At 58.1% G+C, this 15,483-nt stretch carries 17 protein-coding genes; 8 read left to right on the forward strand and 9 right to left on the reverse strand.

Going from position 1 to position 15,483, the window contains the following annotated elements:
• Nucleotides 1-112 precede the first annotated feature (112 nt).
• Genes alkB through ABF757_RS04365 form a run of 3 tightly spaced genes read left to right on the forward strand, consistent with a single transcriptional unit; the run spans nt 113 to nt 1,718 of the window.
• Entirely contained in the window at nt 113-754 is a 642-nt protein-coding gene (alkB, locus tag ABF757_RS04355) for a DNA oxidative demethylase AlkB (RefSeq protein ID WP_415481082.1), read from the forward strand.
• Complete coding sequence (locus tag ABF757_RS04360) at nt 751-1,308, forward strand: DNA-3-methyladenine glycosylase I (RefSeq protein WP_415481083.1); 558 nt, start codon at nt 751-753, stop codon at nt 1,306-1,308. The genes alkB and ABF757_RS04360 overlap by 4 nt, the downstream gene beginning before the upstream one ends.
• Nucleotides 1,305-1,718, forward strand: a complete 414-nt coding sequence (locus ABF757_RS04365) for a hypothetical protein (protein ID WP_415481084.1) — start codon at nt 1,305-1,307, stop codon at nt 1,716-1,718. Before ABF757_RS04360 ends, ABF757_RS04365 begins: the two co-directional genes overlap by 4 nt.
• 54 nt (nt 1,719-1,772) lie before the next feature.
• On the opposite strand, the gene ABF757_RS04370 is transcribed toward ABF757_RS04365, so the two are convergent.
• Nucleotides 1,773-2,264 carry a hypothetical protein gene (locus ABF757_RS04370; protein ID WP_025859851.1) on the reverse strand — a complete coding sequence of 164 codons (492 nt, stop codon included), beginning with the start codon at nt 2,262-2,264 and terminating at the stop codon, nt 1,773-1,775.
• A 407-nt stretch (nt 2,265-2,671) separates the two neighbouring features.
• Between ABF757_RS04370 and ABF757_RS04375 the strand changes: the two genes are divergently transcribed.
• On the forward strand, nt 2,672-3,217 hold the full coding sequence (locus tag ABF757_RS04375; protein WP_415481085.1) for a DUF4142 domain-containing protein: 546 nt from the start codon (nt 2,672-2,674) through the stop codon (nt 3,215-3,217).
• A gap of 33 nt (nt 3,218-3,250) precedes the next feature.
• Nucleotides 3,251-3,796: a molybdopterin-guanine dinucleotide biosynthesis protein B gene (gene mobB, locus ABF757_RS04380; protein ID WP_415481086.1), complete on the forward strand. Its 546-nt coding sequence runs from the start codon at nt 3,251-3,253 to the stop codon at nt 3,794-3,796.
• Here the strand turns inward: mobB and ABF757_RS04385 are convergent.
• The 7 genes from ABF757_RS04385 to mobA form a co-directional block, all read right to left on the reverse strand.
• Nucleotides 3,786-5,021 carry a molybdopterin molybdotransferase MoeA gene (locus ABF757_RS04385; RefSeq protein ID WP_415481087.1) on the reverse strand — a complete coding sequence of 412 codons (1,236 nt, stop codon included), beginning with the start codon at nt 5,019-5,021 and terminating at the stop codon, nt 3,786-3,788. The genes mobB and ABF757_RS04385 overlap by 11 nt on opposite strands.
• Nucleotides 5,022-5,067: 46 nt before the next feature.
• Entirely contained in the window at nt 5,068-5,988 is a 921-nt protein-coding gene (locus ABF757_RS04390) for a formate dehydrogenase accessory protein FdhE (RefSeq protein WP_415481088.1), read from the reverse strand.
• Nucleotides 5,988-6,641 carry a formate dehydrogenase subunit gamma gene (locus ABF757_RS04395; RefSeq protein ID WP_415481089.1) on the reverse strand — a complete coding sequence of 218 codons (654 nt, stop codon included), beginning with the start codon at nt 6,639-6,641 and terminating at the stop codon, nt 5,988-5,990. Before ABF757_RS04395 ends, ABF757_RS04390 begins: the two co-directional genes overlap by 1 nt.
• The gene (gene fdxH / locus ABF757_RS04400; RefSeq protein ID WP_415481090.1) at nt 6,641-7,582 is read right to left on the reverse strand and encodes a formate dehydrogenase subunit beta; all 942 of its coding nucleotides are present in this window, start codon (nt 7,580-7,582) and stop codon (nt 6,641-6,643) included. The genes ABF757_RS04395 and fdxH overlap by 1 nt, the downstream gene beginning before the upstream one ends.
• 13 nt (nt 7,583-7,595) lie before the next feature.
• On the reverse strand, nt 7,596-10,649 hold the full coding sequence (gene fdnG / locus ABF757_RS04405; protein ID WP_415481091.1) for a formate dehydrogenase-N subunit alpha: 3,054 nt from the start codon (nt 10,647-10,649) through the stop codon (nt 7,596-7,598).
• 222 nt (nt 10,650-10,871) lie between these two features.
• Nucleotides 10,872-11,711 (reverse strand): formate dehydrogenase accessory sulfurtransferase FdhD, encoded by an 840-nt coding sequence (gene fdhD, locus ABF757_RS04410; protein WP_415481092.1) that lies wholly within the window; start codon nt 11,709-11,711, stop codon nt 10,872-10,874.
• A complete protein-coding gene (gene mobA / locus ABF757_RS04415) occupies nt 11,704-12,345 on the reverse strand; it encodes a molybdenum cofactor guanylyltransferase (protein WP_415481093.1) in 642 nt (213 codons plus the stop codon). Before mobA ends, fdhD begins: the two co-directional genes overlap by 8 nt.
• A 244-nt stretch (nt 12,346-12,589) precedes the next feature.
• Between mobA and ABF757_RS04420 the strand changes: the two genes are divergently transcribed.
• Genes ABF757_RS04420 through ABF757_RS04430 form a run of 3 tightly spaced genes read left to right on the forward strand, consistent with a single transcriptional unit; the run spans nt 12,590 to nt 15,138 of the window.
• The gene (locus ABF757_RS04420) at nt 12,590-13,585 is read left to right on the forward strand and encodes a glutathione S-transferase family protein (RefSeq protein WP_415481094.1); all 996 of its coding nucleotides are present in this window, start codon (nt 12,590-12,592) and stop codon (nt 13,583-13,585) included.
• On the forward strand, nt 13,582-14,211 hold the full coding sequence (locus ABF757_RS04425; RefSeq protein ID WP_415481095.1) for an alpha/beta hydrolase: 630 nt from the start codon (nt 13,582-13,584) through the stop codon (nt 14,209-14,211). Before ABF757_RS04420 ends, ABF757_RS04425 begins: the two co-directional genes overlap by 4 nt.
• Before the next feature lie 9 nt (nt 14,212-14,220).
• On the forward strand, nt 14,221-15,138 hold the full coding sequence (locus tag ABF757_RS04430; protein ID WP_415481096.1) for a LysR family transcriptional regulator: 918 nt from the start codon (nt 14,221-14,223) through the stop codon (nt 15,136-15,138).
• Nucleotides 15,139-15,189: 51 nt separating this feature from the next.
• On the opposite strand, the gene ABF757_RS04435 is transcribed toward ABF757_RS04430, so the two are convergent.
• Nucleotides 15,190-15,399: a TOBE domain-containing protein gene (locus ABF757_RS04435; protein ID WP_415481097.1), complete on the reverse strand. Its 210-nt coding sequence runs from the start codon at nt 15,397-15,399 to the stop codon at nt 15,190-15,192.
• Nucleotides 15,400-15,483: the final 84 nt, after the last annotated feature.

Raw genomic sequence — 15,483 nt, forward strand, 5'->3', positions numbered from 1 at the left:
TAAGCAGCCTTGCCTGTGGCATTCGGCGCGGGCTGTTACCATGTTATAGGCAAGGCTTGGTCAGCATGGGCGCATGCCGCACCAGCCCACAGCATGGACGCATATTTTTACAATGCTGCCTGATCTCTTTGCCTTCGAACGCCGCCGGACCGACCTCGGGCCAGAAGCCGCCATCCTTGGCGGTTTTGCCCTTGATCAGGCCGATATGCTTCTCAAACAGGTCGAGCATCTTTCCCGGCTGGCACCATTTCGCCATATGCAGACACCGGGTGGCCGGCACATGTCCGTAGCCATGCTCAATGCAGGCTCACTAGGCTGGATTTCAGACCCCTCCGGCTACCGTTACACACCAATAGACCCCCAGACAGGGCTTGCATGGCCACCCATACCACCCCTGTTCATGGAACTTGCCAGCAGGGCTGCACAGGCTGTGGGTTTCAGCGCGTTTGTACCCGATGCCTGCCTCATCAACCGCTACGCACCGGGCACCCGCCTTTCCCTGCATCAGGACCGGGATGAGCAAGACCATAACGCGCCCATCGTTTCAGTCTCGCTCGGTTTGCCTGCAACCTTTCTGTGGGGTGGGCTACAGCGCAATGACCCCACAGCACGCTACCGGCTGACCCATGGCGATGTCGCTGTCTGGGGAGGGCCGTCACGTCTGGTGTTTCATGGTATCAGTGCCCTCAAAGAAGGCATGCACCCGCTCACGGGCGCATTGCGCTATAACCTGACGTTCCGGAAAGTACGATGAGCGACACTCTGACACGCTGCCGCTGGGCGCAGAACGACCCCACCCAGTGGACCTATCATGACAGGGAGTGGGGCGTGCCGGTACGCGACAGCCGAACATTATGGGAGAACCTCATACTTGATGGTTTTCAGGCCGGTCTTTCATGGCGCACCATCCTGCTCAAGCGTGAGGCATTCCGCCGGGCGTTCGAGGGTTTTGATCCAGCCCGTATCGCACTTTACGGCGAAAGCGATATTGAACGGCTTATGGCCGATAGTGGCATTGTCCGCTCCCGGCAGAAAATTACCGCCACCATCCGCAATGCCCGGGCCTACCTGACCATGCAGGATAATGGTGAGGATTTTTCGCATTTTGTCTGGAGCTTTACCGATCATCAGCCCATCATGGGTCAGGGCGATACGCACAGCCCCCGCTCCGCACAGGGTGATGCGCTCTCCCTCGCCCTGAAAAAACGTGGTTTCAGCTTTGTGGGGCCAGTTATCGTACATGCGTGGCTACAGGCCTGCGGGCTGATAAACGACCATGAAACCGGCTGCTTCCGGCATATGGCATGATACAGACCGACAATACGGCCAGACGCATGAAGCCAGACAAAACACGCATGACCAGCAGACCACGCCTTGCCATTCCATACACGCTAGGCATGCTGGGTTTTCTGCTTTGCGGATGCGTAGATGATCAAGGCCGCGGTGCCATGCACGAGGCTGTATCGCAGTGTTTTGCGTCTTATCCGTTCAAAAAAGGCAGTGCTTATGAGCGCTTTAACTGCATTGCTCTTGCGCACCAGCATTATGGCCCGGCGGCAATGGGGCCGGACTACGGCCTGATAACTCAGGTTGATCAGGCATCGCTGAGCATTGGTCAGGATGTCGATTCCGGTGCGCTTGATCTGCCAGAGGCGGAAACAGCCCTCCACTGGGTTACGATCAAAGCGCAACAGGCAGCACAATACCCCCGCAGCTAAGCCCTGCCCCCGCCCAAGCACTCCTTACGGGCAAGCACTTGAGCAGAGCACCCCTTACTTGGTGCGCGGAATAATCGCCGGTTCGGAGGAAGTCTTGTCAGGATTGACCACAACCCCGCCCGACTGGGTAGAATAGGTAGCCGAGGTGGACTGGTTAGGTGTTGTCGGTGAATGGAACGCAGAAACCCCGAACACACCCCCGGCCGAGGACTTCATCGTGCCTTCAGGCTGGCGGGCGCAGCCACGGGTAATAATGGAGCAGATCCCGTCTGTGCCAATAATCTCGTCGTTATTACCGGCATAATGCACATCTGACACCCGATCATGATCCAGACGGATTACGGCTGTGCAGGATGTACCCCCACCACCGCCAAGCTGGGCAACGGTTGTGACAATATCCCCTACCGGAATAAGGGTAGACCCCCCAAAGCTCGGCTGCGGCTGGGTGCCGGTATAGACAAAAATCTGTGTCGTATCGTTAAGCTGCTTGGTGGAACTGGGCAAACCGGCACAGGCCTGAAGGTCATACGATGTCATGCCAATCATGGTAACCTGCGCCTTGTGAGCCGCCCGCGAATCAAAATATCCACATCCACTCAGGCCAAAAAGCGAAAAAGACAGGCACAGCGCACTCACATTACGATACTTCATCTACCGGGGTCTCTCCACATTCTGGCCTGTTGGCAGGCGCACCATAACGGACCTGTCTGGTCAACTTAATGCGCCCTTTCCACCAGATGCAACCCTTGCGGCCACATGAACAGGCGCACCAACCCGACCACACGCCCCAATAGGGCCGGGGCGGCACATAATCTTCTACCCCAGCATTGCCTTCCGCTGCCCGAGCCATCATCATGGGGGCTTAATCGTCAAGGCCAGCAGGCCGGGGTGGTGCAGGCATGCCCCGCCCGACAGCGTTACAGAGCAAAGACTTCAGGGAGACACCGCCGATCATGTCAACAGCATCGCGCTTCAGGCTGCACGCCCTGCTGCCCCTCATGACATCGCTGCTCGCGCTCGGTGCCTGCACCCATGCACAGCCGCCAGCTCCACCCCTGCCCCCGCTGAAAGCGACTGTTGTAGCACTCACGCCAGCCGATATTGCCTTCGTGCAGCAGCTCAACACCATGAACATCGTGCAGAGCGCTACCGCCGCCAGTGCCAAAACCAATGCAGGCCGCAGTGACCTCGCAACACTGGGTGCGACCATCGCGCAGGACACCACAGCCCAGCAGGCTACCCTTGCAAAGCTGGTTGCCCCCCATACCATCACGTTGCCTACTGCGGCCCCCAAAGAAGACCAGAGCGTCATCAACCGGCTGAAAACACTCCATGGCGCGGCTTTCGACCGCCAGTATATCCGCTACCTCACCCTTGAAATCGCCCGGATGAAACCCGTGCTCGATGCTGAAATCATCGCCTCATCCAATATGGATCTGGTCAAACTTGCAAAAGACATCAACACAAAACTGGCTGCCTATCAGGCGCAAATTCAGTAACCACGGCATTTGCCAAAGCCAGTGACCCACCGCATGCCAGTTGCTCGCACACAATCAATCTTTGGTATAACCGGGCGCAGCGGATCAGGAAAAACAACGCTCATTACGCGTCTTTTACCGATTTTTCTTGAAACTGGCATGAAGGTTTCGACTATCAAACACACCCATCATGGTGTGGATATGGATCAGCCGGGCAAGGATACGTTCCTGCACCGGCAAAATGGTGCGCATGAAGTCATGCTGGCAACCCCGCAGCGATGGGTGCTCCAGCATGAAATGGATCACCCGCCCTCCCTGACCACGCTTTTACAGGCCATGAGCCCCGTGGACCTGATTTTAGTGGAAGGCTTTCATGCGACGGTTCCCGCCAGTTTGGAAGTCTGGCGGCCTACTACACAAAAACCCCCGCTTTTTCCCGATACAGCAGCGATTTCCTTGGTGGTGACAGACAGCCCAAGCATACCGCAACACCGACCTGACCTGACCTTCATGGCGCTAGATGCTCTTGAAGACATTGCTGCATTCATAAGAAAAAATGCAGCCCCCATAGTGCTGGATCAGGCAGAACCTACGCGTTGAGCGCGCTAAACGGTATCATCCGCGCCCAGTCTTCCGCCTGCACCGCACAGCCCGCATCAACCTGCATAACCCCACAAGCGCGGGTCAGGCACTGGATGTCCGACGCCCCGACCGAAGGCACAAGGCTGAAACGGGTTTCATCCCCATCATTATGAGCCGCAACCGGCAGGAAGCACGTTGCATCCGGCGGCGGCATATAGGCAAACTGACTACGCCCCATAACGGGCATACGCGGCTGCAACTGCGCGGCACAACCGCTCATGGCGGCCAGAAACGGCACAACAAAAAGCTGGGCGCATAACGCCGCCGCCCCCGGATTGCCCGGCAGGCAGAACACAACCGTCTTGCCCACCTGCATGACCGTCATGGGTTTGCCCGGCCGCATGCGAACCCTGCGGAACAGACAGGATGCCCCCATCCGTTGCAGCACAGGCAGGACATGATCTGTCTGGCCGACAGAAATCCCCCCTGTCGTTACCACCACGTCCGCCTGTTGCAGACAGCGGCGCAGAGCGTTTTCCAACTCGTCAGGATTGTCCGAGGCCGCAACCTGTCTGGTCACACACACGGTTTCGCTGCGCAGCATGGCTTCGAGCATGTGTGTATTCAGTTCCGTTCGGCCATCTTCCGCCTGACAGCCAAATTCCGCGCCATTGGCTAACACGCTCACGGTCAGGGGCCGGTAAACCTTTACCGCCGTCTTGCCCTGATCGAGCAGCAAGGGCACATGCCGCCAATCCAGCTTTGTACCCCTTTCAAGAAGGCATTGCCCTGCACAAAACTCTTCTCCTGCCCAGCGGATATTCATGCCCGGCTTGGCAGTAACACCCTCCGCCAGAACGACATGGCCACTCACGAGTGCTGTCCGCTCCCGCGCCACCACGCAATCCGCTCCATCAGGAATACGCGCACCCGTCAGGATTTCGGAGGCAACACCGGCAGGAAGGGGAGCAGGTCTTGTACCCGCCGCAATATAACCCCGCACCGGAAGGCCCGCAGCACCAACCTGCTGCATCTCCCCAAGGCGGAAGGCATATCCATCCATGGCGGAAATATCGACCTCTGGCCGGGGGCTTCTGGCCTGCACATCTTCCGCCAACACACGGCCACAGGCCTGCAGAGGGGTAACGGTTTCCACCCTGTCGTGCAGCAACCGGTTGAGTGCGGCAGTCAGAATAGCCTGTGCGGTATCATATTCAACCATACAGGGTGTATCGTCCGGCATTCAGGCTCTCTCGTTTCTTATATCCGGTTTTCTATCGGGCCCGAATTTATCCGGGGAAGGCAAAAGGGTTAAAACCAAAACCAGAAAACCCTTCCTGCTCTACAAGACCATCCAGTATCTGGCTGACGAAATTACCCGATACTGCCTCCAGATCAGGGTCGTAATCCAAACGATATACGTTGATATAGGTTTCGCACTCACCGCAGGCTTCTGCCTGTTCGGGGGCTTTTTCATAAAGTGAATAGTGCTGAATATCAGCCGAAGAGTGGCAGTTTACACAGACACCCCGCACCCGGTGCCAGCGCGTCTCGCACAGGCTGCATTGCAGATAACGCAGGCCCTCACGGTCGCCCCCAAGCACAAGACTTGCGACCGGCGGTGCTCCGCAACAGGGGCAATGCGTAGCCTGCCCGATACCAGCCACCACCTCATGCTGGCTCATGGCCTGCGCCCAGCACACGGACAAAGCTGCCCACAGAATAACCGCCAGTCCCGGATCAACCTGATCATACTGCCCACGCAGCAGCAGCGCAGCCTGCCCGCTCAGGGTGGCGGGCGTATCCAGAGCGGCTATCAGCGCCGTTGCGACCGATGGCTGTAAGTGAGGCCGCAGGTCTTCCATCAACTGCGCGTAGGCAGATTGCCAGACAGTCAGGGCCAGAAGCGTGTCTTCAAGACCTGTCTGCCCGTAACCATCCTTTGCCAGATTACGGATAATCGCGGCATCTGCCGCGTTGAAGGGAAACTGCTCGACAAACTTTTTCTGCCCATCGACCAGATGCGCCAGAAAAAGAAAATATTCGCTGTTCAGTAACGGCGTATTTTCTTCTTCGCTTTCCGTCAGCGCGCGCAGTTTTTCCGCACGCCGTGTGTAAAGGCGATCAAGCCGGGGAAAAATCAGCGGTTCAATGGCCGCCACACCCGGTGTCCGCTTGTCCAGCGGAACAATGTCGGAATCAGGCTGCATCAGGAATGAGGCTTTACGGGCGTGGTGTCTTCAGGGGCTACTTCCTCGGCATACCATCTGTCATGATGCTGACGTGCCCAGGCGCGCGAAACATAGCCGGTAATCATGCCCGTAATAGACCCGCGCACCCACAGCCCCATGTAAATATGCCCCAGCACCAGCAGGATCAGGGCCAAAGCCGCCGCCGAATGGGCCAGAAGGGCGAGCCTGATAACCGGAATGGGAAAATACATGGCAAAATAGGCGCGCCAGATCACCAACCCCGTCACGAACAGCGCGCTGATCAGCGCCATAATGCCCCAGAACAGGATTTTCTGCCCGGCATTATATTTGCCGATCTGGAGTTTCTGCCCATGCCGGTTCAGCAGCACATCGAGAACATGGCGGAACCAGACAGCATCGGTGCGCACCGGCATGTTATGATGCACAAAGCGCACGAACATGCACATCAGCAGCACGAATACCGCCACCCCCAGAAACGGGTGCAGGATACGCGCAAGCTGCGGCGGCCCGAGTACGCTGCCCAGCCAGTGCAGGCTCGGGAAAAACCACGACAAACCGGACATGGCGACAAGAAAGAAGCAGCTCACCATTGTCCAGTGGAGCAGACGGTCACCAAACTTTGTGCGCAGCACGCGATTATCAGTATCCATCACGCATCTCCCACTTTGTCTGAAGGCCCGTTATCGGGCTTCTGCTCCGCCGGGTCTGGCTCCGGCTCCTTATGGGGTGTTTCGTCCGTCTCATTGGGGCCAACCCCCATGTAATGGGCAAAGGCCCCGGCCACAGTTGCGACAAAACCAAGCGCACCGAGTGGTTTGAGCCACTCCTTCCAGCCCCGCACAACAGGGCTGATAGTCGGGTCGGCTGGCAGGCGATGATAAAGCTCGGGTTTGTCAGCGTGGGTCAGCACGTACATGACATGCGTGCCGCCAACACCCGGCGGGTCATACAGGCCAGCACCATTATGGCCACGCCCTTTGAGTTCATCCACGCGGTCTGCCGCCAGATCCTTCATTTCTGCCTTGGAGCCGAAAGAAATCGCGCCTGTGGGGCATGTTTTCACGCAGGCTGGTTCCTGCCCCACCGCCACCCTGTCTGCACAAAGTGTGCATTTATAGGCACGGTTATCCGTTTTGCTGATACGGGGAATATCAAACGGGCAGCCCGCCACGCAGTAACCGCACCCGATACATTGGTCGGACTGGAAATCGACAATACCATTGGCAAACTGCAAAATGGCACCGGGGCTCGGGCAGGCCTTGAGGCAACCCGGGTCCTCGCAATGCATGCAGCCTTCCTTGCGCAACAGCCATTCCAGCTTGTCGCTTTCGTCCTCCACCTCGTCAAACCGGATGACGGTCCATGTTTCAGACGTCAGATCGGCGGGGTTATCGTAAATACCCACATTATGCCCGACCTCATCGCGCAGGTCGTTCCATTCGGAACACGCGACCTGACACCCCTTGCACCCCGTGCAGAGGGAAACATCGATCAGCTTAGCCACCTCGGTTTCATGGCTGCGTGCCTGTGGCGCAGGTGTAAAACCGTTGGTGGCGGAGCGTCTGATAATATCCTGTGACTGCATGCCCATTGTTCAGCGCTCCTCAGACTTTCTCGACATTAACAAGGAACGCCTTGAACTCCGGTGTCTGGGAGTTCACGTCTCCCATGGCCGGTGTAAGCGTATTGGCCAGAAAGCCCTTGCGCGTAGCCCCCTTAAAGCCCCAGTGGCAGGGAATACCCACCTGATCGAGTTCCTGACCCAGCACATTCAACCGCTTGAGCCGCTTGGTCACCACGGCCTTGGCCTCGATATAGCCACGCTGTGAGGAAACGCGCACCATATCCCCCGCCGCAATACCCAGCTTGCCCGCCAGACGATCACCAATTTCGACAAACTGTTCGGGCTGCATAATGGCGTTCAGCCGTGAATGTTTTGTCCAGTGGCGGAACAGCTCCGTAACGGAATAGGTTGTCGCCACATAAGGGAACTGTTCAGGCTTGCCCATGCGCGACACGTCATCAGGGAACATGCGTGCAACCGGGTTGTGCCGCACGGTCTTGCCCAATGCACCGCCCATAATGGGGCTTTCTGTCGGTTCGTAATGCTCGGGGAACGGGCCATCCACCAGCCCCTTGCGCGAGAACAGGCGCGCCACGCCTTCGCTCTGCATAATAAAAGGCCCAACTCCGCTGCCCGGCGGCGAGGTAGGCGGATAATCCGCCACATCGGCCCCTGTCCAGCGCTGTCCGTTCCATTCGATAATCTGGCGGCGCGGGTCCCATGGGCGGCCCTGCGGGTCAAGCGAGGCGCGGTTATAGAGCAAACGCCGGTTGGCAGGCCACGCCCAGGCCCAGCCCGGTGTGTTGCCAAGCCCGGTATCGGTATTGTCGCGCCGGGCCATCTGGTTGCCAGCCTGCGTCCATGACCCGGCAAAAATCCAGCAATAGCTACTTGTCGTGCCATCATCTTTCATAACCGAGAAATCAGGCAGCAGTTCGCCCTTGCGCACGACAACCGCGCCAGACGCATCCTGAATATCGGCCAGAGCGTACCCATTGGCTTCGCGCGCCACTTCTTCTGCCGTGGGCTCTTCAGGGTCACGGTAGTTCCACTGCATGTTCAGCACAGGCTCGGGGCATACGCCGCCTTCCTTGGCGTAAAGAGCACGCAGCTTGGTAAAGATCGTGCCCAGAATACGGCCATCGCCCCATGCATCGCCCGGCGGTTTCGCCCCGGCGAAGTGCCATTGCAGCCACCGCGCGGAATTGACGATGGAGCCATTTTCCTCGGCAAAGCAGGTGGAGGGCAGACGGAAAACCTCGGTATGAATATCTTCGGGTTTTACGTCGTTATACACACCCTGATTCTGCCAGAAATTGGCTGTTTCCGTATCAAGCGGGTCGATCGTGACCAGAAATTTGAGCTTGGAGAGCGCATCGCGCATCTGGTTCTTGTCCGGCATGGCAGCCAGCGGGTTGAAACCCTGCGCGATATAGCCGTTAACCTTGCCCTGCCCCATCAGGTCGAAATAGGCCAGCATGTCATAGCTGCGATCCCATTTGGGCAGCCATTCATAACCCCAGTTATTGGCGGCCGTCGCATGATCGCCCCACAGGGTTTTCATCAGACTGACAAAGAACTTGGGCGTATTGTGCCAGTAATTGACCTCACCCTGTTCATCAGCCTTGGGGGTCGTGTCCTGCAGATAGGTATCAAGTGTCTGCTGGCTGTCCTTGGGCAGGTTCATGTAACCGGGCAGGCGGGTGGAAAGCAGGCCCAGATCGGTATAGCCCTGAATGTTCGAATGGCCCCGCAAGGCGTTCATGCCACCACCGGGCATACCGATATTGCCCAGAAGCATCTGCACAATGGCCGCCGTGCGGATAATCTGCGAACCATTGGTGTGGTGGGTCCACCCCAGCGCGAACAGGATGGTGGAGGTGCGATCGGGAACACTGGTGGCGGCCAGTGTTTCGCAAACATGGAGAAAATCCTTTTCCGGCGTGCCGGTTATCTGAGAGACAAGCTCAGGCGTGTAGCGGCTTGCGTGTTCACGCAGCAGGTTGAGCACACAGCGCGGGTTTTGCAGCGTGGGGTCTTTTTTCGCATAGCCCTGCTCATCACGCTCATATTCCCACGAGGCCATGTCATAGCTGCGGGTTTTCGCATCGTACCCAGTAAACAGCCCATCATGAAACTGGAAATCATCCCGCACAATCAGGGCTGCATTGGTATATGCCGCAACATATTCATGCTGGATCTTGTCATGGGTCAGCAGGTAATTGACGACACCGAGCAGAAAAGCGGCATCGGACCCGGCCCGGATTGGCGCATAGAAATCCGCCACCGCTGCACTACGGTTAAAGCGCGGGTCCACCACCATCACATGGGCGGCGTTGCGGATCTTGGCTTCCATAACCCATTTGAAACCAACCGGGTGCGCTTCCGCCGGGTTGCCACCCATGATCAGCACGACATTGGCGTTCTTGATATCCACCCAGCTATTGGTCATGGCCCCACGGCCAAGGCTTGAACCGAGCGCGGAAACGGTTGGCCCGTGGCAAAGCCGGGCCTGACAATCCAGCGCCACAATACCCAGCGAGCGGGCGAACTTGAAATCCAGCAACCCTGTTTCGTTACTGGCGGCGGAAGAAGCCAACATGCCGGTGCTGACCCAGCGGTTGACGCGCTCACCTTTCGCGTTGGTCTGGATAAAGTTCTTGTCGCGGTCATCCTTGAGCAGACGGGCGATGCGGTCGGTCGCTTCTTCCCAGCTTATGCGCTTCCATTCCTGACTACCGGGCGCACGATAGGACGGGTATTGCAGGCGGCTTTCGCTGTGAATGAAGTCGACCAGCCCGGCACCCTTGGGGCAAAGGGAGCCACGGCTTACGGGGTGATCCGGATCCCCTTCGATATGGAAAATGGAAGGCTTGGCGTTTTTTGCGCCGTCTCCCAGAGAATACATCAGAATACCGCAGCCAACCGAGCAGTAGGTGCAGTTATTGCGTGTCTCACGCGCGCGGAGCAGCTTGTACTGCCGCGTTTCCTGCGCCTGCGCGCGGGGCGGGACAAACCCCAGAGCAATAGCACTGGCACCCGCGACGCATGTGCCGGTGTTCACCAAAAACGCTCTGCGCCCAAGGCTCGTCATAAGGATGTGTCCTGTTATTCTGATCGCTACAAAATGGATAATATTTGAAACACGTACGGTTTACTATGTCTTTGATCCTAATCAAGACATTGTGTCTTATAATTTCAAATTTTAAGAATACCGTCACTTTATCTATATATGGGAAATTATAGTGATTAACTTAGTACTATTTCCCTCAATACCCGGATACTGGCGTTTTTAACCTCCCCACGCCTGTTTTCCCTATCGCCCAACCAGACGCTGCCCCCCACAAAAGACAAACTGCCTATGCGGCCGCGCAATGGCGATTACGGTCTGGTTCATGCTTTCAGCCAGCCGCAGAGCCCGGCCCGTGGGGGCAGAAACCGCCACAACCATATCCATGCCTGCCCGCACGGTCTTGAGCGCCATTTCAAACGAGTACCGGCTGGTGAGCACGCATATTCCGGCTGAAGGCCGGGCATGAGCGCGCATGCGCGCACCAATCAGTTTATCCAGCGCATTGTGCCGCCCGATATCCTCACGGATAAGCAGAATCCGCCCCTGTGGGTCAGCCCAAGCCGCACCATGCACCATACGGGTTGCGGCATTCAGCATCTGGCACGCCTCAAGCGCGTGCAGGGCATCCCGCACGGCCTCAGCGGCAATTTCTCCCCCCCATGCCAGCGGCGCGCAGCCCACATTTTCAGGAGTAGGCACGTCATCGCTCCCGCACAGGCCGCAGCTCGAATGGCCTGTCTGGGCACGGGGCCTGCGCCGGAGCAGCAGAGCCAGCCGCTCTCCCGTTATGACGATATGCAATGCCAGACCATCGCCCTCATCCACCACCCTGACAGAACGGATCTGCTCCACGCCCAGCACAATCTGTTCGGTCAGGCAGTAACCAAACGCGAAATCCTCCAGATCATCAGGCGTCAGCATCATGGTGCCGTGTGGGAAAATATCGTTGAAAACCAGCCTGACTGGCACTTCATCCGCAACATTGAGTGCAACTGGCGCATCGGGGCTGTCCAGCGCTGTCACGTCCAGCGTTTCAAACAGGGGGCGCAGGGGCGAAAGCCGCGTGCCGGAACCCTCACCCATTTCTGGCTACATTCCGCATGGTGTTCATCATCTCCACGGCTCTTTCACGCTCCTGCCCGGTATTGACATTATGCAGCACCACGGGGCTAGGGGCCGGTACAACCCGTGTGGCCTCATCCACCAGCACCCGGCGCGGGCTCAGCCTGCCCGCCGCCACCTGCTGACCCAGCAGCTCAAGGGCCGCAGGTTCCCAGATCGTGCAGAATGGTTCGGGCAGGCTATCATGCTCACTCCTGAACGCCACCGCATGGTAGCGGGGCGCACGCTGCGCGATCAGCACATCAAGACTGGCACCGTCCATCAGTGGCATATCACAGGCTAGCACCAGCCACGCCGCGTCAGGATACGCCGTATGGGCCGCAACAAGCCCCGCAATGGGCCCACACCCCTCCAGCGTATCGACAATGGCAGGATAGTGCCGCCGCAACGGGTCGTTGCGCTGCGCCTCACGCAACGAGACAAAACAGGATGCCACCCGCGGGCTCAGCAAGGTAAACGCCCGCACAAGCTGCGGCTGGCCCGCATATGGCAGGGCGGCCTTGTCCGTGCCCATGCGCTGACTCTGCCCTCCAGTCAGCACAAGCCCGAACAATGGCGCGCTCAGGCCCGGCAGTGATGCGCATCCGGTATTCATTGAATGGCCCTTTGTTTTCTGAAAACCTTTTATCCCACCTGAACACTGATTGCATGCCCTTTCATCGGCAGGATGTGACCACCCCCATTCATTCCTTTACGGAAGAAATGCAGTGCCATTCGCCCCGATACTCAGCACAGGCAGGAGAGCCTACACAGGGGTTCATGCAGTATGCGCCTGAAACACAAGTCCTTCAGGGCCGTTTCAGCCATATGGTCCCCCAATACAGGAACAGAGGCCCCCTATGCTCGTGGATGGAAAATGGGTTGAAAACTGGCAACCCGTGCAGAACAAGGATGCAAAGGGCGGTTTTGTCCGCCAGACCTCATCCTTCCGAAACTGGGTAACACCGGACGGACGCCCCGGCCCGACCGGTACGGGTGGTTTTACCGCCGAAAAAGACCGCTACCACCTGTATGTGGCGCTGATCTGCCCATGGGCCTCGCGCACACTGATCGCACGCAGGCTGAAAGGGCTGCAAGAGAGCGTGTCCCTGTCTGTGGTGGAACCGTTCCTGACCGATCAGGGCTGGCGCTTTGGCAATTATCCGGGAGCCGACCAAGACACGCTCAATGGCGCCACGTGGATACATGAGCTCTATACCCGTGCAGACCCGCATTTTACCGGCCGCGCAACCGTACCGGTGCTGTGGGACAAGAAAACCCGCACCATCGTCAACAACGAGTCCGCCGATATTGTCCGCATGTTCAATGCCGGTTTTGGGGCTCTGGCCTCGGCTGAATACGATCTGTACCCCATAGCCCTGCAACCCCAGATCGATACCCTGAACGATAGCCTCTACCAGCGTCTTAACAACGGGGTTTACCGCGCCGGGTTCGCCACAACGCAGGAAGCCTATGACGAGGCCTTTCTTGATGTCTTTGGCATGCTCGACACGCTCGAAGCCCTGCTGAACCAGCACGATGGCTGGCTTGTGGGCAACACACTGACGGAAACCGATATCCGTCTGTTTGTCACACTGGTGCGTTTTGATGCCGCCTATCATGGGCTTTTCAAATGCAACCGCCGACGGATCGCGGATTACCCAGCGCTCAGCCGCCACCTTGAGCGCATGCTGGCGGTGCCCGGCATTGCGGAAACGGTCAACCTCGATCACATCAAAACAGGCTACTACTCTATCAAAGCCCTCAACCCCACCACCATCGTCCCGCTCGGGCCTGATCTTGCTTGGGCACACTATCTAAGCCCTACGGCACGCGGAAAGGGCTATCAGCCATGAGCCGCGGCCTTGTCATTCTGCTCCACGGTGTTGGCAGCCACGGGGCCGCTTTTGCCCCCGTTATCCGGCAATGGTCCACCCAGAGGCCAGACCTTGCCTTTGCAGCCCCCGATGCGCCCTTTGCCTTTGACCATGCCCCAATGGGGCGGCAATGGTTCAGCATTCAGGGTGTGACAGACACCAACAGAGCGGAGCGGGTTGCCTCGGCCCGCGCCACGTTTGATACGACCCTGCTGGCCTGCATGGATGATGCCGGTCTGACGGGTCAGCCAGAGCGCATGGTGCTAGTCGGGTTTTCACAAGGTTCGATCATGGCGCTGGACGCGGTTGTTTCCGGCCGCTGGCCTGTTGCGGGTGTGGTGGCGTTTTCTGGCCGTCTGGCCTCACCACTCCCTTACACGCCAGCCCTGCATACCCCCGTATTGCTGGTGCATGGCGATGCGGACCCCATCATGCCGGTAAAGGAGGCCGCCCGCGCAGCTCAGGCGCTGGAGCAGGCAGGGGTAGCCGTCAAAACCGTTATCCTGCCCGGTGTTGAGCATACACTCTCCGCAGAGGGCGTTGCGCAGGCGGCCGCCTTCATTCACACTTGCCTGCCTCCGGCATCAGCGGAGCCTTTAGCCTAGGGGCCATGTATGGTTGACCGCATCAGTCTGGACCGTCTGTTCGTCTCCGTTCTCGAAACAGGGAGTTTCGTCGCGGCGTCCGAGCGCATGGGGGTCAGCAGCGGTCAGGCCTCCAAAATGCTGTCCCGGCTTGAAACCGATCTGGGTGTCCAGCTTATCAAACGCACCACCCGCGCTCTGTCCCCAACGGAAATCGGGCAGGTTTATTACGAGCGTATCAAGGTTCTGCTCGAACAGCGTGATGAGCTGGATGCCTCCATACGCAACACCAGCGGCGCACCCTCCGGCCGCCTACGCATCACGGCTCCCATGTCGTTCGGCTCCGCCCAGCTCATGCCCGCCCTTCTGGACTTTGCCGAACGCTACCCGACCCTGAAATTCGATGTCAGTTTTTCCGACCGTCTGGCTGATCTGGTCGAGGATGGTTTTGACCTTGCCGTGCGCATTGGCCAGTTATCAGACAGCAGCCTGATTGCCCGCAGGCTTTGCGATGCCAGAATTGTCATGGTTGCCTCTCCCGCCTATCTCGAAGCGCATGGCACCCCCACAACACCCGAAGACCTGACGCACCACGAATGCATTATCGACACCAATTTCCGTAACCCCTATAGCTGGCCATTCCGCAATACGGTATCGGGCCAGTCCATCACCATTCCGGTTACGGGGCGGATTACCCTTTCCAATGGCGAGGCCTGTCTCATGGCGGCTGAACGTGGACTGGGCGTGGCACTACTGCCCAGCTTCATTGCCGGGCCAAAACTGCGCGAAGGCAGGCTGGTTCCCCTCTTGCTGGAGGCACAGGCTCCACCTCTGGGCGTGCATGCGCTCTACCCGCCTGCCCGCCATCTTGCACTGAAGGTGCGGGTATTATCGGATTTTCTGGCCGATTATTTCAGGGGCAGACCGGAATGGGATGAGGGATGGTGAACATCACCGGATATTCACCTGACTTATGCAGTCTGCCAGAGACCGTAAGCCTTACTCAACCCCTACCATGACATCCGATGCCTTGATAACGGCATAAGCGGAAGCGCCTTGTGTCAGGGCGAGATCGGCCACGGCTTCATTGGTGATGGACGCCATGAGCACGACCCCGCCACCGATTTCGATACTGACATGCGATGTCGTAGCCCCTTTTTCAATTTTAACGACGGTGCCTTTGATCTGGTTGCGCGCGCTCAGTTTCATGATCGTCTCCCTGAAATTTTTACTCAATCCTGCTCCTGTTGAGAACAGACTGATTTTATCTAGCCTTTTCCTGACCGGCGGCCA

Source organism: Acetobacter papayae, from assembly GCF_047721125.1.
Lineage (GTDB): Bacteria > Pseudomonadota > Alphaproteobacteria > Acetobacterales > Acetobacteraceae > Acetobacter > Acetobacter papayae.